Below are 21,988 nucleotides of genomic sequence, written 5' to 3'. Positions count from 1 at the left end.
CGGCGGGTGTCCGGAGCGTGGACTACGGTTTTCCGGTGACCGCACCGCCCCTCGACCCGCCGGCGCCACCCGACGCCGGCGATTCCGTGGCCGCCGCCGAGCTGGCCGCCGAGGTCGACGGCGTGCTGCCCGCCGCCCCGGCCACCGTCGAGGCGGCCGCCGCCGGGGAGGGCAGCGGCTTCACCGTCCGGCTGGCCAACTTCACCGGCCCGTTCGACCTGCTGCTCCAGCTGATCAGCAAGCACAAGCTCGACGTCACCGAGGTGGCCCTGCACAAGGTCACCGACGAGTTCATCGCGTACATCCGGGCCATGGGCGACCAGTGGGACCTGGACGAGACCAGCGAGTTCCTGCTGATCGCCGCCACCCTGCTCGACCTGAAGGCGGCCCGGCTGCTGCCCGCCGCCGAGGTGGAGGACGAGGAGGACCTGGCCCTGCTGGAGGCCCGGGACCTGCTCTTCGCCCGGCTGCTTCAGTACAAGGCGTACAAGGAGGCGGCGGCGCACCTCGCCGAACTGGAGGCGGTCGGCGGCCGCCGCTACCCCCGGGCCGTCACCCTGGAACCCCGGTACGCCGACGCGCTGCCGGACCTGGTGCTCGGCATCGGCCCGGAGCGGCTGCTCAAGCTGGCGCTCAAGGCGATGACCCCGAAGCCGGTGCCCGAGGTGTCGATCGCGCACGTGCACATGGTCCGGGTCAGCGTCCGGGAGCATGCGGAGATCATTTCGGCGCGGCTGCGCCGGGCCGGCACGGCCACCTTCTCGTTGCTCTGCGCCGACTGCGAGATCACCCTGGAGGTGGTGGCCCGCTTCCTCGCCCTGCTGGAGCTCTACCGGCAGGGGCTGGTCGCCTTCGTCCAGGAGCAGGCCCTGGAGGAGTTGACCGTCCGCTGGACCGGCTCCGCCGACGGCGACACCGAGCTGACCATCGACGAGTACGCCGGCTCCCCGGAGCCGGCCGCCCCGGCGGCGCCCGCGACCGCCGGCGACGACCCGGCGACGACGCAGGAGTGACCCCGATGAGCGAGCGAAGCGGAGTGCCGACATGAGCGACGAGGAGTCCCGCGACTCCCTGGCCGACCAGGCCGCCGCCTGGGTCCCGCCCTGGGAGCGCCCCGCACCCGCGAGATCCGCCCCCGCCGAGGCGGATCCGGAGTTCGCCGCGGCGGCCGAGCCTGCCGCGACCGCAGCGCCGGCGGTGGCCGAGCCCGCCACCCCGGAGCCCGAGCCCGCCGCAGAGCCCACGCCCGCCACCGCAGAGCCCACGCTCGCCACCGCGGAGCCCGAGCCCGCTGCGGAGCCCACGCTCGCCACCGCGGAGCCCGAGCCCGCCGCAGAGCCCACGCTCGCCACCGCGGAGCCCGAGCCCGCCGCGGATCTCCGCGGGGACGGGTCCCCGGAGTATCCGCCCCCTGCCAATTTCTCCACGCCGCCCGACCCAGCCGCCGATCTTGGTGCGGAGGTGCCCCTGGAGGGGCCGGGCGGTACCAAGATCTCCGAGGCGCCGACAGAGGCGGCCGGTGCGGGCGCGTTGGCGGGGGAGAGCGGCAGCGCGGGCGAACCGCTGAAGCAGGCGGTGGGGCGGCGGCGGGTGACGGTGGCGCCGGAGCCGGCGCCGGAGCTCAGCGACGCCGAGCTGCGCGGCGCGCTGGAGGCGATCCTGCTGGTGGTGGACCAGCCGGTCAGCGAGCTGACCCTGGCCCAGGTGCTGGAACAGTCCCCGGAGCGGATCGGCCCGATGCTCGATGACATCGCCGCCGGCTACACGGCCGCCGGGCACGGCTTCGAGCTGCGCCGGGCCGCCGGTGGCTGGCGTCTCTACACCCGCCCGGAATACGCCACCTACGTGGAGCGGTTCGTTCTGGACGGGCAGTCCGTGCGGCTCACCCAGGCCGCGCTGGAAACCCTGGCGGTGGTCGCCTACAAGCAGCCGGTGACCCGGTCGCGGATCTCCGCCATCCGGGGCGTCAACTGCGACGGGGTGATCCGTACCCTGGTCTCCCGGGGCCTGGTCGAGGAGTGCGGCACCGAACCGGACAGCGGGGCCTTCCTCTACCGGACCACCACCATGTTCCTGGAGAAGCTGGGGTTGAACTCGGTGGACGACCTGCCGCCCCTGGCCCCCTTCCTCCCCGACGACGTAGAAGAGCTTGCCGATGCGACGCGATGACCGTGCCCCCAAACCCGACGCCCCCGTGTACGAGGGCGCCGAGCGCCTGCAAAAGGTGCTCGCCGCCGCCGGGGTGGGTTCGCGGCGCGCCTGCGAGGACCTGATCTTCCGGCGCCGGGTCACCGTCAACGGCCGGGTCGCGCAGCTCGGCGACAAGGCCGACCCGGCGCACGACGTCATCCACGTCGACGGGGAGCGGCTCCAGGCCGACACCCGGTTGGTCTACCTGGCCATGAACAAGCCCCGCGGGGTGGTTTCCACCATGGCGGACGAAAAGGGACGCGCGGCGCTGTCGGACTTCCTCGGCAACCGGGTGGAGCAGCGGGTCTACCACGTGGGGCGGCTCGACGCGGACAGCGAGGGGCTGCTGCTGCTCACCAACGACGGCACCCTCGCCCACCGGCTCATGCACCCGTCGTACGGGGTGCAGAAGACCTACCTCTGCGAGGTCACCGGTCCGATCCCGCGCAACCTGGGCAAGCGGCTGGCCGCCGGGGTCGAGCTGGAGGACGGGCCGGTGAAGGTCGACTCGTTCAAGGTGGTGGACACCCTGGGCAAGACCGCTCAGGTGGAGGTGGGCCTGCACGAAGGGCGCAAGCACATCGTCCGGCGGCTGCTGGCCGAGGTGGGGCACCCGGTGAGCCGGCTGGTGCGGACCGCGATGGGGCCGATCCGGCTGGGTGACCTGCGCGCCGGGCGGACCCGGCGGCTGACCAACGCCGAGGTGGCCGCCCTGTTCAAAGCGGTGGGCGACTGACCCCGGACGTTCCGGGTACCGCTGACGGTAGGCTTCGTCGCGGTCCAGCGGGCCGTCGTGGCGCGGATCGCGCCCGGCGGCACCGTGCGCGGGCCGTCCCGCGACGGCGGGCATCATTGACGATGGACAACCGCTCAACGGCGCCGGAGGAACCGGCGACCCGCGAGATACGGGCTGAGGAGGAACACGGTGGGGCAGAACGAACGGACCGGACGGTGCGTGGTCGCGGTGGACGGGCCATCCGGTTCGGGTAAGTCCACCGTCTCGCGGCGGCTCGCCGTCAGCCTCGGCGCCCGCTACCTCGACACCGGCGCCATGTACCGGGCGGTCACCTGGGCGGTGCTGCGCTCCGGCGTCGACCTGACCGACGTCGAGTCGGTGGCCAAGGTCGCCGGCGAGGTCGACCTGCGCATCGGCACCGACCCCCAGGGGTACGGCGTGATCGCCGACGGCGTGCACGTGGAGAAGGAGATCCGGGGCCCGGAGGTGACCGCCGCGGTCTCCGCGGTGGCCGCCGTGCCGGCCGTCCGCGAGCAGCTCGTCGCCCGGCAGCGGGAGATGATCACCAACTCCGACCGGATCGTGGTCGAGGGCCGCGACATCGGCTCGGTGGTCGCCCCGGACGCCGACCTGAAGGTCTACCTGACCGCCTCGGAGTCGGCCCGCGCCCAGCGCCGCAGCGCCGAGGACGCCGCCGACGTCGCGGCGACCGCCGCCGACCTGGCCCGCCGCGACCGGCTCGACTCGACCCGCGAGGTCAACCCGCTGCAGCAGGCCCCCGACGCGGTCGTGCTGGACACCACCGAGCTGGGCATCGACGAGGTCGTCGCCCGGCTGCGGGCGCTGCTCACCGAGCGGGGCGTGGCGTGACCGAGGAACTTGGCGGCTGGGTCGAGCTCCGCGACCCCGAACTTGAGGCCGGCGAACCGTCCGGCCCGCAGCCCGTGGTGGCCGTGGTCGGCCGGCCCAACGTGGGCAAGTCGACGCTGGTCAACCGGATCATCGGCCGCCGCCAGGCGGTCGTCGAGGACATTCCCGGCGTCACCCGCGACCGCGTCCCGTACGACGCGCAGTGGAACGGTCGGGCGTTCACCGTGGTGGACACCGGCGGCTGGGAGCCGGACGCGAAGGACCGGGCCGCCGCGATCGCCGCGCAGGCCGAGATCGCCGTCGCCACCGCCGACGTAGTGCTCTTCGTGGTGGACGCGACGGTCGGCGCGACCGATGTGGACGAGGCCGCGGTGAAGATGCTGCGGCGCAGCGCCAAGCCGGTGATCCTGGTTGGCAACAAGGCCGACAACACCGCCGTCGAGATGGAAGCGACCGCGCTGTGGTCGCTCGGCCTCGGCGAGCCGTACCCGGTCTCCGCGCTGCACGGCCGCGGCTCCGGCGACCTGCTCGACGCGATCATGGAGGCGCTGCCCGAGGCCCCGAAGGTGGTTGAGCACCGCCCCCGCGGCCCGCGCCGGGTCGCCCTGGTCGGCCGCCCCAACGTCGGCAAGTCCAGCCTGCTCAACCGCTTCTCCGGCGAGGAGCGGGCGGTGGTCGACTCGGTCGCCGGCACCACCGTCGACCCGGTCGACAGCCTGGTGGAGATCGGCGGGGAGACCTGGCAGCTGGTGGACACCGCCGGCCTGCGCAAGCGGGTCGGCAAGGCCAGCGGCACCGAGTACTACGCCAGCCTGCGGACCGCCTCCGCGATCGAGGCGGCCGAGGTGGCGGTGGTGCTGCTCGACGCCGGCGAGGTGATCAGCGAGCAGGACCAGCGGATCCTGTCCATGGTCGTCGAGGCCGGGCGGGCCCTGGTCATCGCGTTCAACAAGTGGGACCTGGTCGACGCCGACCGCCGGTACTACCTGGACAAGGAGATCGACCGGGAGCTGCGCCGCATCCCCTGGGCGATCCGGCTCAACCTGTCCGCGAAGACCGGCCGGGCGGTCGACAAGCTCGCCCCGGCGCTGCGCAAGGCCCTGGCCAGCTGGGAGACCCGCATCCCCACCGCGCAGCTCAACCAGTGGCTCACCGCCCTGGTCCAGGCCACCCCGCACCCGGTGCGCGGTGGTCGCGCGCCGCGCATCCTGTTCGCCACCCAGGCCGGGGTGGCCCCGCCACGGTTCGTGCTCTTCACCACCGGTCCGCTGGACGCCGGCTACCAGCGGTTCGTCGAGCGCAAGCTCCGCGAGGAGTTCGGCTACGAGGGCACCCCAATCGAGATCTCGGTACGCCCGCGCAAGAAGGTCGGCCCGGGCGGGCGCGGCAAGGCCCACGGCTGAGTCTCCGCCCGTCCTGAAGCCGCCGGGGCCTCCCCGGCGGCTTCTCCATTCCTAGGACGCTTTCGGGGGAGTGGGGTCGGGCAGCCGCGACGCGGGAGGGGCCTCTGCGCAACCGCGAAGATCCTGCGCTAAGCTGTACCGGCTGCCGCGGGCACGACCAGCGGGAGCATCGGGACGTGGCGCAGTTTGGTAGCGCACTTGACTGGGGGTCAAGGGGTCGTCGGTTCAAATCCGGCCGTCCCGACGCAGCTCAGAGGGCACATCCAATCGATGGATGTGCCCTCTTTTTGTAGCTGGGTGTCTAACTGAGTGACTATGCCTCAGCGCCGAAGATCCGATCCATGGCGACCGCGCCGCTCAGGAGCACCGGCCGTAGTTGGTGCCGGTAGACGCTCTCGGTGACGGTCGTGCCGGAGTGGCCGCAGAGGTCGGCGATCTGCTCGATGCTCATGCCGCTGTCGGACAGCAGGGACACGAAGCTGTGCCGCAGCTCGCGTGGGGTCCAGTCGCGCGGGTCAAGGCCCGCTTTGGCGACGACCGGGCGGAAGGCCCGCAGCACGTTGTGCCGGTCGAGGGCCGTGCCGGCGGCGGAGGGGAAGACGAGGCGGTCGGCGGCCGGCCGGCCTTGGCGCTCGCGGTGAATGGTGAGCGCGGTGACGCACCGGGCCGGCAGAGCCAGGGTGCGACGCGACTTCTTGGTCTTGGTGTCCCCGTCGACGCGGACCGAGCGCCAGACTTGAATGGACGGTGGCGCGGGCGGGTCGTTGTCCGGCTTGCCGGTGAGGTCGACGTGTGCCCAGATGAGAGCGCGCAGTTCTTCCGTGCGCGCGCCGGTCAGCAGAGAGAGCACGATGTAGGCGTGCAGGGAGCTGTCTTCGGCAGCGACCAGGAGCATCTTGGCCTGGTCAAAGGTCAGTGACTTGGACGGTCGCCCGGTGCGACCGGATGGAACGGCGCAGAGCGCTACGACGTTGCGTTTGACCTTGTCTCGCGCCATGGCCCGATTGACCGCGCGGTTCAGCAAGGAGTGGAGCAGACGCAGGGTGCGGGTGCTCAGGTGCCGGGACTTGTCCAGGAGCCAGCGGTCTACGTCGGTGGCGGTGAGGTCCCGCAGCTTCCTCGCGCCGAGGTCGCTGATGATGTGGGAGCGCACGAGGGTGGTGTAGTTCGACTTGGTGTTCTCGGACTGGTTGCTCAGGCCGTAGGTGAGCCAGTCGGTGAGAGCATCGGCCACGGTGTGCCCGTCTTGGACCAGGGCGAGGCCGTCTTCGTAGTCGCGGATCTTCTCCCGCAGTTTGGTGCGGGCTTCGGTCTTGGTTTTGCCGCTGCCTTTGCGCACGATGCGCTTGCCGGCCGGGGTGTAGCCGACGGTGATGGTGGCGATCCAGCGTTGCCGGGACTCGTCCCAGTGCAGGCCGCCCTCTCCTCGGGCACGGCGTTTCGTCATGCGGTGCCTCCTTTCTCGGCTTCGTGTTCGAGCAAATCGACGTAGGCGGTGATGGCGGCGGCGGAGATGAGGCGAGTGCGACCCTGCCGGACGGTGCGCAGCCGGCCGGCGCGGATCTGTTCGTAGATCACGGACCGGGAGAGGCTGAGCAGTCGCATCGCCTCGGTGATGCGGTAGAGCGCCTTGGGAGGGACGTCGAGGGCGGGTGCGGTCAAGCGGTGCTCCTTCCGTGCGGGGACAGGTTGGCCGTCAAGGCTGCCTTGACGGTGGATCGGTGGCCCGGTCAGGCGGCGGTGAGGACTTCATCTCGGGCGACTTCATGTCTCTCGCGGGCCATGGCGGCGGCGGTGTTGGCTAGGAGGGCGTCTCCGGTGGTGCGCCAGCCGGAGCCGGCGTAGCTGAGTAGGCCGACGATCAGGGTTGTCTCTTCCGGCTGGTCGGCGTACTCGTGGCCGGTTTCCGTGCGTCGCCAGATGATCCGGGCGTCGCGGAGGATGCGGAAGGTGACCGAGTAGCGGCGGCTTTTGGTGAGGAAGTGACCGCCGAAGCCGAGCATGTGCGCCCACCGTCGAAGCATCTGCCAGTCGCGGTGGCCGCCGAGGGTCCAGCAGGCGTCGATGAGCCGTTCGGGGTGGGTGCCGTGCTCGTTGGCGTAGAGGTCGATGACTTCGCCGTCGAGGCGGCGGGACACATGGCCCGTGGCCTCGGTGGACTTGGTGGCGTACTTGGCGAGGTAGCCGGGGACTTTCCCGTCGGTGATGTCGTCGTCGGCGTTGACTGGTCGCACGTCGATGCCCTTGTCGGGGTCGCCCCAGGTGATGTGCCAGCCGGCGGGCTGGGCGGGGTGGGGGCGGGTGGTGAAGGCGACGGTGGCGGCGGCGTGTTCGACGGCGGCGACCAGGTCGTCCACGCCGAGCCCGGCCGGGGGCGGCACGATGGCGTCCGGGTCGTGGTCGACGCCGTCGAGGCGGATGACGGCGTGGTAGTGCACGACGGCGCGGCGTTGCATCTCGGCGACCTTGCCGAAGGACGGTTTGACCGGCGGCACGCGGCGGACCCGGCCGGAGGCGGTGACCTGCTCCACCGGGGGCAGGCCGAGATGGCGGGCGCGGGCGCGCAGGTGGCGGGTGGTGGCGATGGTGGTGCGGCGCCACAACTCCGGGGCGGAGTGGTTCCACACGATCTGGGCGTCGTAGTCGTAGCAGTCCAGGCACAGTGGCTGACCCAGCCGGGGATCGCCTTCCTCGTGCCGTGCCCAGCAGACGGTGGACTGGCCATGCTCGCACGGCCGGGCGGTGGGGTCGGATGCGCGGCGCGGGTGGCACGGTTCGGCGCGGCAGTCGCAGCGGCGGCGGTTGCCGCACGTGTGCCGCTTCACGACCCGCGTGTGCACAGTGCCGAACGACGGCGCTGTGAAGGTGACGAACACCGCCGGGTGTTGGGCGACCGACGCGGGGATGCCTTTGCCGCCGGCGAGGCCGGCGCGCAGGAGCTGGTAGGCGTCGCGCTGGTAGGTGCGGGCGCAGGACGGGCAGACGGCGTGGCGGCGGTTGCCGCACGGCTTGTAGATCTCCCCGTCCGGCAGGTCCGCCGTCGACATCGAGCGGAGGAGTTGGCCGGTGGCGCGGTCGAGGGTGGCGACTTCGCCTGAGAGGCGGATGGGGTGGGAGCAGCCCGCGGCTGCCTTCACGTGGTCGAGCCAGTCGAAGACGCCAGGGTCGCAGGCCCGGTGGAAGGCGGATTCGTCGCGGCCGACGAACGAGCCGACCGGGGTGGGGGTGGGCCGGTGCCCCGGACCAGACGGGTGTGCCTGGTCCGGGACTCCGGTGGTGAGGTCAGCGGCCACGGGTGCGGGCCGCCTTCATCGGTAGGTGGGTGATGGGGCCGGTGCCGAACGGGTTCGGGTGCTCGAAGATCCGGCCGAGTAGGGAGGCCACAGGTGCGGGCAGGTCGGCCCGGTGGTGTTCCCACAGGTAGATGTCGCGGACGAGTTGGTAGGTCTTCGGCAGCTCGATCCCGTCGCGGGCGGCGAGGATCTTCATGCGGCCGATGAGCTGGACGGGTTCCCAGCCCCGGGCAAGCCGGGGTTGACGCCAGCGGTAGGCGATCGGGGCGGGGGTGGTGGTCATCAGGCGACCGCCCGACTGGCGGTCATGCCGCCGCTCAGTGCGGCGTGCCACCGCTGAGTGAGCGTGTGCACCGTCAGGAAGGACGGGGTCTGCGTGATGGTGTGACGGAAGATCCGGGTGGCCGTCCCGGCGTCCTCCCACCGCTTGGTGTCGGGGAAGACCTGATCGAGCAGCGTCCAGTTGCTCGTCGCGTTGATGCAGTCGGCCAGGGCGGCGACCTCACCGATGAGGTCAAGCCCGATCTGGTTGACGGCCTCGGAGATGGCCTGAGTCATCCGGCCGACATCACCGGTCGGGGACACCAGATCCCTACCGGTGCGCCGGTAGTTCGCGGCGTAGAAGACGACCCGAAGTTCCGCTTCGGTCAGGGCTTCCACATACACCACAGAGGCGGTGTGGGGACGAATCGGCGTGACCGTCATCAGGCCACCACCAGCGCCTCGGAGTCGACCTGGGTCAGGCCGCCCCAGCAGGAGCACTGGATCGAGGACACGGGGTCCGCTCCGGCCCCGTCGCACTGGTTGCAGACCGCCCACGCGGTCTGTGCGAAGTCAGCGATGCACTCCGAGGACTGGCAGCCTCGGTGGCCGCACATGATGCAGTAGCCGGCGAAGTTGTGACGCGGCGGTCGGGTGAAGGTGTCCGGTGCGGGGACAGTGGTGGGGTTCGTGGTGAGCACGGACAGGCAGGCCAGCAGAGCAGCCCGATCGAGGACTGCGGGCAGGTTCAGCGCCTTCCCAGGGGCCAGCGCGTCCCGAAGCGTCGCCAGAGCAGACAGCAGGCGAGCATCGGACAGCGCCGAGGAGTTGCCCGAGGCGCACAGAGCAGGGTGAACGGTAGGCTGGACAGGCATCGTGTTTCCTTTCGCAGAGGGCCGATGCACCGGGCCTCGACGGGGCGCAATCCCGTCGGGGCCTTCTCTTTGCGCTCCCCGTATCCCCTGTAAAGGGGGGTTGCGCGTCGATGTGTGCTGAGGTTACGCAACCCCCCTTGCTGGGGTCAAGCCCTGTTCTCCGGTAGAGTGCGTTGAACGACTAACGCACCAGGCGGGAGGGGCCGTGGAGATCGCTCCGCAGGTCTTGGCCGAGATCCAGGACCCGGGAGAACGGGCACGCAAGGCCAGCGACCTGATCGACGAGCATCAGGCGGCGGTCAACGAGCTGTCCCGGCTGCGCCGGGAGGCGTTGGACGAGATGGTGTCGCAGGGGATGACCCATGCGCAGATTGCTCAGGTCGTCGGGATGACCCGCGCCCGAGTCGGTCAACTCCTGTCGTCCGGACCCCGGCCGGAACGGGCGATGCTCGGCACCGGACCGCTCACCGTGGCGGTCGGTGGCAAGTTCGAGGCGGACAAGAAGGACCCGTACGCGGTCGTCTCCGCCGAGATGCTTGCCGCCTACGAGAAGCTGTCCAACCTCGCTCGGGGACTCGGGTTGAAGACCGAGTACGAGGTGGTGCCACCACCGGGCATGGTCGACCTAAACCGCACCAACCTGGTCGTCGTCGGCAGCCCCCGCATTCTGCCGTTCGTCGGGCAGGTGCTCGCCTCTGACTCGAAGCTGGGCTTCGGCAAGGACGACGGCGGCCTGTACCTGGTGAACCACCAGACCGGCGAGGAGTTCCGTTCCCCGTCGGACAGCGGCGAGCCGGTCGACTACGGGTACATCGGCCGACTTCCCCGGCCCGATGGCCGAGGCACGTTCCTGTACCTCGCCGGCATCCACGCCATGGGCACCGTCGGCGTCGCCCAGTTCCTCGAAGACCACCTGGACGAGCTGTACCGCGAGGTGAAAAACCGCCGATTCTCCCTGCTCGTGTCCTGCACCTACGACCCGGCCAAGCGCACGATCAAGAAGGTCGACGCCCTGACGCCGATCTACCGCAGCGAGGGCGTGGCCTGATGCGCGTCGCGACCGCCTCCGAGGCAGGCAACCCCAAGTCGTCCAACGAGGATTGGGCCATGGCCAGCGAGAACCTGATCGTGGTTCTCGATGGTGCCACCGCCCGCACCGGCACCGGATGTGTCCACGGCATCGCCTGGTATGCGGCCAAGCTCGGCTCAGCTCTCGCCGGGCTGGCCGCCGACCGCGACTCCGAGCTGGCCAACGCGCTGATGTACGGCATCAGGTTCACGGCCGACCAGCACCGGGACACGTGCGACCTCAGCCACCCCGGGACACCCTCTGCGGCAGCGGCCATGCTGAGGCTCAAGGACACCGCGCTGGAGTACCTGGTGCTCGGTGACGTTACGGTGCTCATCGACACCGCCGATGGCATCCAGGTCATCACCGACGACCGGGTGGACAAGACCGCCCGCGCCGAACGGGAGGAAGCCGACCGCCACCCGTTCGGGTCGGCCGAGAAGCAGGCGGCGTTGCTGCGGATGAAGCACGCCGAATTGGCTGCCCGTAACCAGCCCGGCGGGTACTGGGTGGCAGCCGCGGACCCGTTCGCCGCTCAGCACGCCATCACCGGAGAAGTCCCACTCGACAGTGTCCGACGGGTCGCCGTGCTCACCGACGGAGCCGCCCGCCTGGTGGCCCTGTTCGGCCTGCTCGACTGGCCCGATGTGCTCGACGTCCTGGAGCAGAACGGCCCGACCGAGCTGATCAGCCGGGTACGCGCCATCGAGGCCGCCGACCCGTCCTGCATGAAGTGGGCACGCAACAAGCGCAGCGACGACGCCACCGCCGTCTACGCGGCCTGAGCAGCCATCTCGCAGTTCGACCGGCCGGCTGCCGGCTGCCGGCGAAGTGGTGAGAACTTTCTGTACGTCTTCAAGGCGGCCCTGAACGGGCCGCACGCGCCGCCGCCTGGGCGCGCGTCCGACGCTCCGCTGTCGCTCCACGCCGGCCACGCAACACGCCCGGCGGCTGGCGCGGAGAGCGGGGAGCCCGGGGCCGCCGCAGACGGGAAAGCGGGGACAGTGGTGGAGGTTGGTCGCCGGCAGCCGACCGCGCCGCGCCTGAGCAGCGCGGCGCAGGAAAGGGCACGCCGGGTCCGCGCGGCGGGTCGCGGTGGTGGACCGGTCGCGGTCACTGCGCCTCCGGCGGGGGCGCAACGACTCCAGGATGGCCGGGGCTTCGTCGGCGCGTTGCGGTCCGTGGGTGGTTGCGCAGAGCCATCCCGCCAGCCGACGACCCGGGCAAGCCGAGCAGACCACCGCCCGGCCCGCCAGCGTCCGTACGTACGTCAAGGCCGTCTTGACGTGGCGGACCGGGCGGCGGCCCGCTCCCCAGGAGGGCGGGTCGGCGGCAGACGGGATGGGAACACGGTCGGACTCATACTGGGGGTGTGGAAATGAGCTCGTACGCGGACGTGAACGTGGTCTGGGCGGGAACGTCGCCGGCCTCGGGGCGGTTCCACCCAGCCGAGATCAAGTCGACTGCGGCTGAGCTGTTCGACCGCTTCGGGGAACTCAGGTCCCGAGGGGAAGGGTATCTGGAGGTCCGGATGCCTGATCAAGACTTCCCGCTGCTCACCGTGGGCTTTCGGGGAAAGTATGCAGTGATCCACCGTGCTGATGCGCCAGATTCAATGTCGCTCCTCCAGGGAGACAACTCGATGCCCTTCGACGAGGCTGTCGAGGTCCCGGTCATGGACGATCCTGTCGAGTTCACCGGCGATTTCGTGTCATCGGTGGACCACGCATGCCGGACCTTGCAGGAGTTCGTGCGAACCAGTGAGTGACCAACTGGGTGACGACCGGGGCGGCCAACGCCGGACGCCCACGGACGATGTTGGACTGTTCCGGCAGCTCGCCCCGGCTGCTCGCCCAGCTCAGCGACGGCTGATCATTCTTTCACACCGAAGCGGTCGGTTTCCGGCACGTCGTCTCTTGACGGCATCCAGGGACACCGCGCCGAGCCGGGGTTGGCTAGCGGACGAGGCAAAGGCATGATCACGCTGTGACTTTCTGGCCTACGTGGGGCGAGTGGCTGGCGACTCTACCGCCGGATGTCCGCGATTCTGCTGTATCGCTCGCGGAGAGGTTCAGGGAGCTTGGAGCCCAAGACCCGGAGGAGTGGGCCAGGTCAGAGATCAGCGAGAACATTCCGCAGCTGGCTCGGTTCATGGTTCTGCGCGCCCTGTGGCGAGAGGCGATATCTCCCTGGATGGATGCCAGCAATCTGAGCGAGGTGGCGGCCGCCCAGCGGCTGATTGACGCAGGCGCGGATCCCCACGATGTGCTGCTGGTCGCACGAGCTGGAGCGTACGAGGCGGTCGTTGCCGCAGTGGGCATTATCGACGGGTGCGGGGACCCGAACGCGCGAGAGAGCGACCCCGGCTGGCACCTGGTCGAGACGGACGCGGAGTGCAACCCGACGGGCCGCGAGATCGGGGGGCTCCATGAGTCTCTGGGGGAGACGGACCCGTCCGGCAACGAGGGTGCCGACTTGTGGGAGTGACACGGCCGGGCGTCAGCGATCGGCACCCCGGCGTCCCAGGTCCAGACCGAGGCGGTCGCCGTGCCCGATGCGTGCCCGAACCAGCAGTCAACAACGGCCACCACCAGCACATCGACAGCCGCAAACCCTGACGCTCTCCGCTCATTCACCAGCTGGCTTGGCTGCTTGTACCGGAGATCAATCCGATTCCCAAGCTGACGGTGCCGCCCGCCTCAGCCATCTTCGTTGTGTTGGAAGTAGCGTTCGTTGATCCGTGCGGCACCTCCGGGCTTGCCGGCCATGATCTGACGCCCCTGCCACTCGACAGTCCGCTCGTCACTCCAGCCCACGCAGAAGTGCAGGCGTCCTCCGGCAGATAGGTTGCCGGGCTGCCACAGCTTCATCGGCAGCAGGTCGACCAGGAGACTGAGCATGGCGTGAGGGTAGCCCTGGGGCTGCCGGGAAGCCGTCGGCCAGGACGGGGTGACGAACTGAGTGACGACGAGGGCGACCAACGACGGACGGCTACGGACGTTGACGGAACGTCTGAGCAGTTCAGGACGGCTGTAGTCCCTGGTTGCCACCGTCTGATCGTTCCTTCACGCCGAAGGGGGCGACCGACGGTTGGCCGTACGTCTCGTAGCTGTTTTACATGCACAGCAGACGAGGAGTTGAGTCCGGCCGACCTGAGTTGAGCACTCGGACCAAGCCGCGTTTGACCATCTGTAGCTGACTGTCGGGAAGGCGAAGGGTGAAGTAGACCTCCGTGGGCAGACGAAGTGTCGCTGCGGCCTGTTCAGCAAGCACCAGCCGCAGCTGGCTCATGTCGCTCGGCGGCATCTTCGGCAGGGTTGGCTGTGCAGAGGCACGGATCTCGCATTCCACGACTCCCCCGTGGCAGCCTCGCTGGCTGTCCACGCCTGCCCCAATCCAGTACGTGTCCAGCCCCAGCGCCCGGTCCTGCTCGTCAGGCTCGCCGCACTCCTGGAAGATCAGCGACCACGATTCCCGATCCGGATCCTCCCGAAGACCCAGAATGTAGACGCAATCCTGCGCCTCAGCCGCACCGCGCAACACGGCCGGTGGGTAGTCGCTCTCGGGGTAGCCCATCCCCCTCCTTAATCTCGGTCGTAGCACCGGTCAAGTGGTCGGACCCGGCCGCAGCCAACGACCGACAACATGCCCGACACGTGCCCGATCTAGCGGTCAACACCGGCCAACAGCGGCACCCGGCGTCGTCTCAAACGTGATGGCACTGTCCTGCGTGACCAAGTCTCACGGCTGCTCAACGGTAGATCAACCTATTGACTGGAGGCCCAGGCAATGCTCCTTCCAAACTGACCGTGTCCGCCCCTGTTCGGAGTCGATGGGGACCAGGTCCAGGCCGTCGGTAGGCCGTCCGAAGTCCACTCGGTCGAACTTGAACGCTACCGTGATCATATGGATCTGAATGATCAAGAGCCGGAGAGTGGACGTCAGACCGCCCTACCCGTGCCGGAAGCTGCGGCATCCAGCGGCTGGGCACTGCTGGCCGTCGCCGTTGGCGCGGTGGCCAGTCTCCTGATCACATGGCGTCGCAGGCGGCAGAGGGACCAGCGGGGTTGAAGTGGGGACATCGCCAACGCATCCGATCGTGAGTGTCGCGAGCTGATCCGTCTGATGCATCGTCAGCTCAGCGACGCGCGCCGGACGGGCGACCAGGCTGGGTGACTATCTGGGTGACGATCGTGACGGACACCGGTGGACTGTTGCGGACACTGGGGGACCGTCCTGGCAGCTCAGCGGCTTCAGAGCCGCAGCTCAGCGTCCCGTGTTGGTTGCCTGGGGGTCAAGGGGTCGTCGGCTCAAATCCGGCCGTCCCGACGCAGCTCAGGGGCCATTCGGAATCTTCCGGATGGCCCCTTTCGATCTTGTACAGCAACGAAGTACAGCAACGGCTCATTGGCCGATTCTCCGAACCCCGTCCGCACTATCTGGGAGAGCCATGACAAGTCGGTTCACCGAGTTGGTCGTTGATTGCCGCGACCCGGAGATGCTTGCGGCCTTCTGGTGCGAGGTAATGGACTTCAAGGTGATCGACCGGAGCGAGGGCAAGGTCGAGATCGGCTCCTGGGTGCCGACCGTTGAAGATGTTCGGGCCCGCCAGATGCCGCCCACCCTGCTGTTCGTCCAGGTGCCCGAGGGCAAGGCCGTGAAGAACCGACTCCACCTCGACGTCAGCCCAATCGACGGCAGCACCGAGGACGAGGTGACCAGATTGCTCGGCCTCGGTGCCACCAAGACGGATGTGGGCCAAGGCTCAGACCGAAACTGGGTGGTCATGGCAGACCCCGAGGGCAACGAGTTCTGCGTCCTACGCACCCTGGCACCGCAGAGCTAGACCGTGGGTGGTCACCCCCGCCCCGTCAAACACCACAACCATCAGGTTGGCGACAAGACCTCATTGGCCGAGGCTTCCGCAGGGCTTCTCGGGTGGCCTTGGACGAACACGACAGTTTGTCGGGTCGGGTCGTTCGGTGCCTGTTGTCTCGGTGCCTGTTGTCTCGGTGCCTGTTGACTGCCGAATTCCCCTCTTAAGGATCAAGGCGGTCCGCAAAGCGGGCCGCGCCCGGCCCGGCCCCGGCCTGCTGGCGACCTCCGGCCGGCATCGGCTAGCCGGCTGAGGGCCTGGCCCCGAGCCGGCTGACCGCGAATGCGGCCAGCAGCAGCACGGTCAGGCCGCCGTCCCAGGTGATGATCGGGCCGGTGTCCGCGATTCCGCCGTGGGCCTGGTAGGCGAGGCCGGTCACGGTCAACGCCAGCTTGTTCATGATGACCAGCAGCCACACCGTGAGGTTGCCAAGGGGTCTGACGGTCAGGAGCGCGAACAGGCCGGCGAAGACCACGAACCCGTACAGCCGCCAGGTCTCCACCACCTTGGTCGCACCGCCCGCATCGAACACGACCTGGATCTGGGTCACCGCGGCGCCAACCGCACTGACCGTGGCGATGATCAGCAGGATGCGGGCAAGGCGTAGTCGCCCGGGCGGAATCGAGGACTGGACGGTGGATTGCTGTGCGGTAGCGACGGGCGTGGACATGACTTCCTCCAGGGTGATGCTCAGGCTGGGTGGGCGTGGGATGGTCGGGCACCGCGAAGGGCGCCGTCGATGATCAGGTCCAGGTAGGGATGGTCGACCGGCTCGCCGGTAACCAGGATCCGGTAGTACAGCGGGCCGACCAGCTGATCGAACAGGACGGCGATGTCGAGGTCTGCGCGTAGTGCGCCGCGTCGGGCTGCGGCGGCCAGCAGTCCGATGGCCATTGCGTTACGGCGGGCGAACACGGCCCGAATCAGCGTGCCGAGGTCGGCGTGCCGGGCCGCCGCCGCCGCGATTTCCGCGACAACGCCAGCCGAGCGGTCGTCCGCGCTTTCGGGCAAGCCGGCCCGGCGCATGGTGTTCAGGCCGTCGGCCACCTGACGTAGGTAGTCGGTCAGATCGGCCCGGATGTCACCGGTATCCAGGATCGGCACGTCATCCTGCATCAGTGCAACAACGGCCACGATCAGGTGGTCCTTGGTCGGCCAACGCCGGTAGAGGGTGGTCTTGGCGACGCCGGCCTGGTCGGCAACCTCGTCGATGGACAGTGCAGCGTAACCATTGACCAGCAACAGATCCCGGGCGGCGATCAGGATCCGCCGGTCAGCGTCGATGTCTCGGGGACGGCCCCGAGAGGGGCCACGTTCGGGCATGGTTACCACCTTTCCGATACCTGGGTAGCGGAAGTAAGGCTAGATGAGGGCAAACCAATTGCGCAGCCCAGGTAGCGATATTGCCCATGTTGGCGGGCAGGCGGGCAGAAAGGGTGTTGGCAGGGCCGCGTTACCCGGTACCACCGAGCGATGACGGCAGTCGTGGGCCAACGTGACGGCATGCTGTGCGTGGCCGGCTCCCTGGTCGCGAACCGCGTGCACGGCTAGACGCGTCGCCGGCCTTATACCGGGTTCCAGGTCTTTGCGTTATACCGCAACGGCTTCGGCTATCGCGATGACGGCTTCAAGCTTGTCGTCTTCGATGTCGTCGAGGGCCAGCGCCTACAGGCACCGCGCTGGTGCGCGCTGAGCGACGCTGACGTTGATCTATTGGTCGGCCAGGCCGTCGATCGGGAGGGCGGGATTGGCTATGAGCCGTGGCCCAAGAAGCAGGTCAAGGACACTCGACGGTACGCCGCGGCACGGGTCGCCGATTTGCCCCGCCCGCGGCCGTTCCGCGTGGCCTGTATGTCGCGGGGAAGCCAAGGCCGCCTGCTCGCGGGTGGGGCGGTGTCGCTTCGTGGTGGTCGAGACTGCTGCTGGTACCACGGTGGTGACTGGCCTCGCAGTCGAGCAGGTAGCGGAGTGCTTCTGCGGCGTCCTCCGAGCCGTCGGCGCGAAGGTGCGCCTTGGTGGCGTCCAGTCCTGCTCCGCAGAGCAGTTGGACATCGATCGAGCAGTGGGCATGCCAGCTCGATTCCTTGGCCTGCCAGATGACGAGCACGTCGCTGAGCTGGCCGGCGTTGAACAGCTGCAGACAGCACAGCTTCATGAGCTCTGTGTCCTGGTCATGCTGCTCAAGGTCGGCCTGGGCTTGGAGTATCTCCCGGATGTGGGGCAGGTCGGCGGAGGACGGCTGTAGGCCGTAGCAGCGAAGGCTTTTGTCTTCGTTCACGTGTCTCCCTTGCTGGATGCTGCTTGCCGTTGAGTTCCTAAGCGATGTCAAGTCCCGTCAGCGGCTGCGGGTGGGTTTGTCGCCCCTTCCTCGGCCGCTTGGTGGGCCAGCATCTGCTGGACCTCGCGCGATCCGGTCAGGCCTCGGTCAGCCAGCCAGCCAGCCAGCCAGTCGGTCAGGCCAGGGCCACCACGGAGGTCCGCATTGCAACTTCCGAGGCCTCTGATGCCGGTCTCGCGATGCAGCGTCCAGCGGGCGGGGTCGCGGTCCGTGGGTGGTTGCGGTAGCGCCATCCCACCGCCGAAGACCCGGTGCGAGCCGAGCAGAGCGCCGCCGGGACCGCCAGCGTCCGTCCGTGCGTCAAGGCCGTCTCGACGTGGCGGCCCCGACGGCGGCCCGCTCCCACAAGGGCGGGTCGACGGCGACGCGATGGCGAGGTTCCGCTGGCTGGGTCAATGCCTCACCAACCGCATGCGACACGGGGCGGTCGAGCGTCCACCCGGCCCCCCAGCTCTTGAGTGGGGTCGCCAGATCTTGTCGGCGGCTGCGGGGTGGCGGCTGCGTCGATCGTTTGGGCGAGGGCCGTCAGAGTGGGTCGAGGCGGCGTTTGAGCAGGCAGAACTCGTTGCCTTCTGGATCGGCGAGGACGTGCCAGGACGCATCCGCAGGCTGACCGATGTCGACGAGTTTGGCCCCGGCGGCCAGGAGGCGCTCGAGCTCGGCGTCCTGATCGCGGTCGGTGGGGTTGACGTCGATGTGCAGCCGGGCATGCCCGTTCTTCGGCTCGTCGTTGCGGATGAGGAAGATCGTCGGCTGCGGGCCGCCGAACCCTTCGCGCGGGCCGATCTCGATGTAGACCCCTTCTTCGCGATCGAGCACTATGAAGTCCAGGATCTCGCACCAGAACCGCGCCAGCACCTCGGGGTCGCGGCACTTGAGCACGAGCTCACTGATACGGCATGCCATTGACGAAACCTACTCTCAGCATGGGAACTGCCGGGGCGGCCGCGGGCGGATCTCATCGGCTCCCTGCAGTGAGAACAAGCTCGCGATCGTACCGGGCGAGGCGAGCGGGCTCGAATTGATTTCAGGCCCTCGCCTGGCCAGATCGCCAGGCGGGGGCCGAGGAACACACCGGACGCGTGCCCAGGGGTTCCATCGGCCATGCGGCCCATTCCCCGGCTCCTTTCCCTGGCAAGGGACGTGAACAGCATCCCAGGGCTCGGGGCGTGCCCGCTGCGTGCCCGACAGTCGGGTCAACAGAGGTCAGCAGCGGCATCTCCCTGCCCGGTACGGGTACCGCCCGCCAGGCCAGGAGTCCTCCATCACCGAACTGGAATACCGTGAGGCCCTCTGCGCAGTTCAGCATTCTCCTTGCGGAGCCGGCGCACTTCCTCGGCCTCGGTGGTCGTGGGCCGGTCGAAGCGCTCGCCGTGATCAGCCTCGTCCTGGCCGATCCAGTTGCGCAGCGCCTCGGGATGCACGCCGAGTTGCTCGGCCAGACGCTTGATCACCGGCTTGGAGTCAGACTCCCGGTAGAGCCGCACCGCACGCTGGCGCAACTCGTCCGGGTACTTACGAGGGGCAGGCACGAAAACCTCCTGGTCAGGGCCTATCAGACCACGATCGAAAGTCTCCGAGCTATCAGGGGAACCCTCAGATCGTGGAGGCGCCGATTCGTGCCCGGGGCCGCGCAGTTCGCCTTGGTTGCGCTGGTGTCACCAGCAGGGATTGTCCCGGGCCATCTGCTCGACCAGCCTGGCCACGATCGGGTCGATCGGTGGGCGCCCGCGTCGGTGCGGGTAAGCCCAGTGGCGGGCGAGCAGGCGACGATGCCAGCGCAGGATCGTGGCCGGAGTGACGAGGCGATGTGCCTTCAACGTGCGACCGACGGTGTGGTGCTGGGTGTGACGGAACGGGTGACCTTCGGTGTGGTCCTGGGCGTGGCGGAGGAGTAGCGCGGTCTTCCCGACTGGTCTCACCCACACGGCTTCAACACGTCCGCCGATTCACAACGCAACAGCACCCCGGGTGGCCGGAGGCGTAGGGCGCGGCGGCATGGGATCTGCTTGCCGCGCAGCGGGAACGCGCGGCGCCGACCGGGGCCCGGGCCTGGCCCCGCGCCAGCCGGGCGAACCAGACGGCCGACGCGGACGCGTCATCGGCCACGGGCAACGGCCGTCCGACCGCGACCAGGCCGTGTATCAAAGCAGCGTTCGACATGAACGCCTCTCGATCGCCAGTCGTCCATACGATATGTATGCTTGCTGACCGAGACCTGCCCCTCCAACTCATGCCATCCCACCCATCCGCCGGGTGAGCTGGTCAGATCGGAGCGACATGGGCTGCTCACACGCTCAGGACTGCCCCCTCTTCCCGCTGCTCAACGCAAGCTTGAGCGCCTGGCGTAAGAACTACTGCGACAGTGCGGAGGGTTGGCTGACATGTGCTCGGTACCAGCTGTACAGGACAGGCCAACTCGTGTCGATCACGCTCCTGCCGAATGGTGTCGACGTGTTCAACCGCCGGCGGCCCGTACCTGCGGCAGTACCCGGGTCCACTCAACCGGTGAACGCATGCCGCCCGTGGACATCAGCAACATCGCAAGAGGTATCGGATGGATTACCGGCTGTGGAAAGCGCAGGTGCTACGGAGCCGACTCCACCGGTAAACCACCCGGATGGCTCAGGCGCGCGAGACAAGGTCAGCGATGCCTGGGTGCTTGCCGTCGCCGATGATGCGAAAAGGCGCGGCGGTGAACGGCTGCACGTGTGGGTGACGAGCCAGGAGAAGCCGTGGGCTGCTGCTCCTTTTCCTATCCCGCAGCCAGGGGAGCCTTCTCACGCCGACGGACCGGTGGTGGTCGCCGTCGCCTGGTTCGAGTCAGCCAGCGCCGCGTGGACGGAAACCCTCACTGGCTCGCGGTGCGAGGCGCAGGTGGAGGCGGCGATCTTGTTGGGCCTGCCGCGCTGGACATCGGCGACACATCCGGCGAGGGTGACCACCTGGGGTGTGAGTCCGCACGCTACGGGTCTCGCGTTGCTTGACCCGACCGGTCACGTATTCGCCTACGGCGTCGGCGAGATACCGTCCACTTGGACGACCGCCGCGAGGGCGCTGGGTGCCGTCGCCGCCGTCTACGGAGTCGGTCCCCTGCAGCAGGCAGAGCACCCCGAGCCGCTTCCGGCTCAACGGCTCACCGAGGCGCGACGCGACGGAACCGTCGCCGCCGCATGGGTGCCACTGCTCGAGTGACAGGCCGAGGCCGCCCCTTTACCCGGCCAGCGTGCCGCATCTCGCGGTCGCCGTCCGCGGTATACGGGTGCTGAAGACGCGTTCACGTGGATGAGGCCCTGTACCTTCCCGACTGGTCTCGCCCACACGGCTTCAACACGTCCGCCGATTCACAACGCAACAGCACCCCGGGTGGCCGGAGGCGTAGGGCGCGGCGGCATGGGCTCTGCTTGCCGCGCAGCGGGAACGCTCGGCGCGCGGCGCCGACCTAGGCCCGGGCCTGGCCCCGCGCCAGCCGGGCGAACCAGACGGCCGACGCGGACGCGCCGTCGGCCACGGGCAACGGCCGTCCGACCGCGACCAGGCCGTTGTAGGGCGCGACCAGGCCTTTGTAGGGCGTGACCAGGCCGTGTATCAAAGCAGCGTTCGACATGAACGCCTCTCGATCGCCAGTCGTCCATACGATATGTATGCTTGCTGACCGAGACCCGCCCCTCCAACTCATGCCATCCCACCCATCCGCCGGGTGACGCTGGCCGGATCGGAGTGACATGGGCTGCTTACAGGCTCGGGAGTGCCCCTCTTCCCGCTGCTCAACGCGGGCTTGCGCGACTGGCGGGACTACTACTGCGACAGTGCGGAGGGTTGGCGGACGTGTGCTCGGTTCAAGCTGTCCCGCACGGGGCGGCTCGTGCCGATCACGCTCCTGCCGAATGGAGCCGACGCGATCTATCTGGGGCGCATACCCGCCGGTGACGGGTCGGACACGGCCAGCCAGGCACCCCCGTCACGGCTCGATCCGGGTTTCTCGCAGCGGTTTGAGCCGGTGCCGGTCCGGGAGTCCAACCCGGTACCGGCAGCCGCTCAAGGCGTCAACACCGGGTCACCCGCACCGGGTCCGCA

The 21,988-nt window shown here is 69.1% G+C and carries 27 protein-coding genes and 1 tRNA gene; 13 read left to right on the top strand and 15 right to left on the bottom strand.

Annotated elements, in window-relative coordinates:
- Positions 1-35 precede the first annotated feature (35 nt).
- The 6 genes from ACFYML_RS33425 (at position 36) to ACFYML_RS33400 (ending at position 5,443) form a co-directional block, all read left to right on the top strand.
- The gene (locus ACFYML_RS33425) at positions 36-1,013 is read left to right on the top strand and encodes a segregation and condensation protein A (protein ID WP_387424440.1); all 978 of its coding nucleotides are present in this window, start codon (positions 36-38) and stop codon (positions 1,011-1,013) included.
- A gap of 31 nt (positions 1,014-1,044) precedes the next feature.
- Positions 1,045-2,169, top strand: coding sequence for an SMC-Scp complex subunit ScpB (gene scpB, locus ACFYML_RS33420; RefSeq protein WP_387424439.1), 1,125 nt, complete (start codon positions 1,045-1,047; stop codon positions 2,167-2,169).
- The gene (locus tag ACFYML_RS33415) at positions 2,156-2,926 is read left to right on the top strand and encodes a pseudouridine synthase (RefSeq protein ID WP_387424438.1); all 771 of its coding nucleotides are present in this window, start codon (positions 2,156-2,158) and stop codon (positions 2,924-2,926) included. The genes scpB and ACFYML_RS33415 overlap by 14 nt, the downstream gene beginning before the upstream one ends.
- Before the next feature lie 189 nt (positions 2,927-3,115).
- Positions 3,116-3,796, top strand: a complete 681-nt coding sequence (cmk, locus tag ACFYML_RS33410; RefSeq protein WP_357441599.1) for a (d)CMP kinase — start codon at positions 3,116-3,118, stop codon at positions 3,794-3,796.
- Complete coding sequence (gene der / locus ACFYML_RS33405) at positions 3,793-5,199, top strand: ribosome biogenesis GTPase Der (protein WP_387424437.1); 1,407 nt, start codon at positions 3,793-3,795, stop codon at positions 5,197-5,199. The genes cmk and der overlap by 4 nt, the downstream gene beginning before the upstream one ends.
- Positions 5,200-5,369: 170 nt before the next feature.
- A tRNA-Pro gene (locus tag ACFYML_RS33400) sits at positions 5,370-5,443 on the top strand.
- Positions 5,444-5,512: 69 nt separating this feature from the next.
- On the opposite strand, the gene ACFYML_RS33395 is transcribed toward ACFYML_RS33400, so the two are convergent.
- The 6 genes from ACFYML_RS33395 to ACFYML_RS33370 all read right to left on the bottom strand — a co-directional run bounded on the left by ACFYML_RS33395 (position 5,513) and on the right by ACFYML_RS33370 (position 9,628).
- Positions 5,513-6,646, bottom strand: a complete 1,134-nt coding sequence (locus ACFYML_RS33395; RefSeq protein WP_387424436.1) for a tyrosine-type recombinase/integrase — start codon at positions 6,644-6,646, stop codon at positions 5,513-5,515.
- Positions 6,643-6,861 carry a helix-turn-helix domain-containing protein gene (locus ACFYML_RS33390; protein WP_387424435.1) on the bottom strand — a complete coding sequence of 73 codons (219 nt, stop codon included), beginning with the start codon at positions 6,859-6,861 and terminating at the stop codon, positions 6,643-6,645. The genes ACFYML_RS33395 and ACFYML_RS33390 overlap by 4 nt, the downstream gene beginning before the upstream one ends.
- A 68-nt stretch (positions 6,862-6,929) precedes the next feature.
- Positions 6,930-8,492 (bottom strand): replication initiator, encoded by a 1,563-nt coding sequence (locus tag ACFYML_RS33385; protein WP_387424434.1) that lies wholly within the window; start codon positions 8,490-8,492, stop codon positions 6,930-6,932.
- A complete protein-coding gene (locus ACFYML_RS33380; protein ID WP_387424433.1) occupies positions 8,482-8,775 on the bottom strand; it encodes a hypothetical protein in 294 nt (97 codons plus the stop codon). The genes ACFYML_RS33385 and ACFYML_RS33380 overlap by 11 nt, the downstream gene beginning before the upstream one ends.
- Entirely contained in the window at positions 8,775-9,161 is a 387-nt protein-coding gene (locus tag ACFYML_RS33375; protein ID WP_387424432.1) for a hypothetical protein, read from the bottom strand. The genes ACFYML_RS33380 and ACFYML_RS33375 overlap by 1 nt, the downstream gene beginning before the upstream one ends.
- Before the next feature lie 35 nt (positions 9,162-9,196).
- Positions 9,197-9,628, bottom strand: a complete 432-nt coding sequence (locus tag ACFYML_RS33370) for a hypothetical protein (RefSeq protein ID WP_387424431.1) — start codon at positions 9,626-9,628, stop codon at positions 9,197-9,199.
- Between the two features lie 205 nt (positions 9,629-9,833).
- Here ACFYML_RS33370 and ACFYML_RS33365 point away from each other — a divergent pair, with 205 nt between their 5' ends.
- From ACFYML_RS33365 to ACFYML_RS33350, 4 genes are all read left to right on the top strand, one after another.
- Positions 9,834-10,676 (top strand): sigma-70 family RNA polymerase sigma factor, encoded by an 843-nt coding sequence (locus ACFYML_RS33365; protein WP_387424430.1) that lies wholly within the window; start codon positions 9,834-9,836, stop codon positions 10,674-10,676.
- 59 nt (positions 10,677-10,735) lie between these two features.
- Positions 10,736-11,482, top strand: a complete 747-nt coding sequence (locus ACFYML_RS33360) for a hypothetical protein (protein ID WP_387424429.1) — start codon at positions 10,736-10,738, stop codon at positions 11,480-11,482.
- Between the two features lie 593 nt (positions 11,483-12,075).
- Positions 12,076-12,465, top strand: coding sequence for a hypothetical protein (locus ACFYML_RS33355; protein ID WP_387424428.1), 390 nt, complete (start codon positions 12,076-12,078; stop codon positions 12,463-12,465).
- 218 nt (positions 12,466-12,683) lie between these two features.
- On the top strand, positions 12,684-13,184 hold the full coding sequence (locus ACFYML_RS33350; RefSeq protein WP_387424427.1) for a hypothetical protein: 501 nt from the start codon (positions 12,684-12,686) through the stop codon (positions 13,182-13,184).
- Positions 13,185-13,396: 212 nt separating this feature from the next.
- Here the strand turns inward: ACFYML_RS33350 and ACFYML_RS33345 are convergent, their stop codons facing one another.
- Complete coding sequence (locus ACFYML_RS33345) at positions 13,397-13,597, bottom strand: hypothetical protein (protein WP_387424426.1); 201 nt, start codon at positions 13,595-13,597, stop codon at positions 13,397-13,399.
- Positions 13,598-13,811: 214 nt separating this feature from the next.
- Positions 13,812-14,273 (bottom strand): hypothetical protein, encoded by a 462-nt coding sequence (locus ACFYML_RS33340; RefSeq protein ID WP_387424425.1) that lies wholly within the window; start codon positions 14,271-14,273, stop codon positions 13,812-13,814.
- Between the two features lie 874 nt (positions 14,274-15,147).
- Here ACFYML_RS33340 and ACFYML_RS33335 point away from each other — a divergent pair.
- Positions 15,148-15,543 carry a VOC family protein gene (locus ACFYML_RS33335; protein ID WP_387424424.1) on the top strand — a complete coding sequence of 132 codons (396 nt, stop codon included), beginning with the start codon at positions 15,148-15,150 and terminating at the stop codon, positions 15,541-15,543.
- A gap of 271 nt (positions 15,544-15,814) precedes the next feature.
- Here ACFYML_RS33335 and ACFYML_RS33330 read toward each other — a convergent pair whose 3' ends face one another.
- The 6 genes from ACFYML_RS33330 to ACFYML_RS33305 form a co-directional block, all read right to left on the bottom strand.
- Complete coding sequence (locus tag ACFYML_RS33330; protein WP_387424423.1) at positions 15,815-16,243, bottom strand: hypothetical protein; 429 nt, start codon at positions 16,241-16,243, stop codon at positions 15,815-15,817.
- Between the two features lie 20 nt (positions 16,244-16,263).
- Positions 16,264-16,896 carry a TetR/AcrR family transcriptional regulator gene (locus ACFYML_RS33325; protein WP_387424422.1) on the bottom strand — a complete coding sequence of 211 codons (633 nt, stop codon included), beginning with the start codon at positions 16,894-16,896 and terminating at the stop codon, positions 16,264-16,266.
- Between the two features lie 454 nt (positions 16,897-17,350).
- Complete coding sequence (locus ACFYML_RS33320; protein ID WP_387424421.1) at positions 17,351-17,851, bottom strand: hypothetical protein; 501 nt, start codon at positions 17,849-17,851, stop codon at positions 17,351-17,353.
- Between the two features lie 585 nt (positions 17,852-18,436).
- Complete coding sequence (locus tag ACFYML_RS33315; protein ID WP_357444831.1) at positions 18,437-18,817, bottom strand: VOC family protein; 381 nt, start codon at positions 18,815-18,817, stop codon at positions 18,437-18,439.
- A gap of 359 nt (positions 18,818-19,176) precedes the next feature.
- Positions 19,177-19,443: a transposase gene (locus ACFYML_RS33310; RefSeq protein ID WP_387424420.1), complete on the bottom strand. Its 267-nt coding sequence runs from the start codon at positions 19,441-19,443 to the stop codon at positions 19,177-19,179.
- 126 nt (positions 19,444-19,569) lie between these two features.
- Positions 19,570-19,731 (bottom strand): hypothetical protein, encoded by a 162-nt coding sequence (locus ACFYML_RS33305; protein WP_387424419.1) that lies wholly within the window; start codon positions 19,729-19,731, stop codon positions 19,570-19,572.
- 838 nt (positions 19,732-20,569) lie between these two features.
- On the opposite strand from ACFYML_RS33305, the gene ACFYML_RS33300 reads away from it, so the two are divergent.
- A complete protein-coding gene (locus ACFYML_RS33300; RefSeq protein WP_387424418.1) occupies positions 20,570-21,106 on the top strand; it encodes a hypothetical protein in 537 nt (178 codons plus the stop codon).
- Positions 21,107-21,353: 247 nt separating this feature from the next.
- Here the strand turns inward: ACFYML_RS33300 and ACFYML_RS33295 are convergent, their stop codons facing one another.
- Entirely contained in the window at positions 21,354-21,518 is a 165-nt protein-coding gene (locus tag ACFYML_RS33295) for a hypothetical protein (RefSeq protein ID WP_387424417.1), read from the bottom strand.
- A 141-nt stretch (positions 21,519-21,659) separates the two neighbouring features.
- On the opposite strand from ACFYML_RS33295, the gene ACFYML_RS33290 reads away from it, so the two are divergent.
- Positions 21,660-21,988: hypothetical protein (locus ACFYML_RS33290; protein WP_387424416.1), on the top strand; the 329-nt coding region annotated here is incomplete at its 3' end.

The organism is Micromonospora sp. NPDC007230 (assembly GCF_042869115.1).
In the GTDB taxonomy this organism is placed as follows: domain Bacteria; phylum Actinomycetota; class Actinomycetes; order Mycobacteriales; family Micromonosporaceae; genus Micromonospora.
This window is presented reverse-complemented; position numbering and strand designations above follow the sequence as displayed.

Bases quoted from the DNA above. Each gene is read 5' to 3' on its own strand.
- ACFYML_RS33370 (WP_387424431.1), bottom strand. From the start codon at position 9,628: ATGCCTGTCCAGCCTACCGTTCACCCTGCTCTGTGCGCCTCGGGCAAC.
- ACFYML_RS33340 (WP_387424425.1), bottom strand. From the start codon at position 14,273: ATGGGCTACCCCGAGAGCGACTACCCACCGGCCGTGTTGCGCGGTGCG.
- ACFYML_RS33325 (WP_387424422.1), bottom strand. From the start codon at position 16,896: ATGCCCGAACGTGGCCCCTCTCGGGGCCGTCCCCGAGACATCGACGCT.
- ACFYML_RS33355 (WP_387424428.1), top strand. From the start codon at position 12,076: ATGAGCTCGTACGCGGACGTGAACGTGGTCTGGGCGGGAACGTCGCCG.
- ACFYML_RS33345 (WP_387424426.1), bottom strand. From the start codon at position 13,597: ATGCTCAGTCTCCTGGTCGACCTGCTGCCGATGAAGCTGTGGCAGCCC.
- ACFYML_RS33380 (WP_387424433.1), bottom strand. From the start codon at position 8,775: ATGACCACCACCCCCGCCCCGATCGCCTACCGCTGGCGTCAACCCCGG.
- ACFYML_RS33395 (WP_387424436.1), bottom strand. From the start codon at position 6,646: ATGACGAAACGCCGTGCCCGAGGAGAGGGCGGCCTGCACTGGGACGAG.
- ACFYML_RS33330 (WP_387424423.1), bottom strand. From the start codon at position 16,243: ATGTCCACGCCCGTCGCTACCGCACAGCAATCCACCGTCCAGTCCTCG.
- ACFYML_RS33335 (WP_387424424.1), top strand. From the start codon at position 15,148: ATGACAAGTCGGTTCACCGAGTTGGTCGTTGATTGCCGCGACCCGGAG.
- ACFYML_RS33315 (WP_357444831.1), bottom strand. From the start codon at position 18,817: ATGGCATGCCGTATCAGTGAGCTCGTGCTCAAGTGCCGCGACCCCGAG.
- scpB (WP_387424439.1), top strand. From the start codon at position 1,045: ATGAGCGACGAGGAGTCCCGCGACTCCCTGGCCGACCAGGCCGCCGCC.
- ACFYML_RS33295 (WP_387424417.1), bottom strand. From the start codon at position 21,518: ATGTCGAACGCTGCTTTGATACACGGCCTGGTCACGCCCTACAAAGGC.
- ACFYML_RS33360 (WP_387424429.1), top strand. From the start codon at position 10,736: ATGGCCAGCGAGAACCTGATCGTGGTTCTCGATGGTGCCACCGCCCGC.
- ACFYML_RS33415 (WP_387424438.1), top strand. From the start codon at position 2,156: ATGCGACGCGATGACCGTGCCCCCAAACCCGACGCCCCCGTGTACGAG.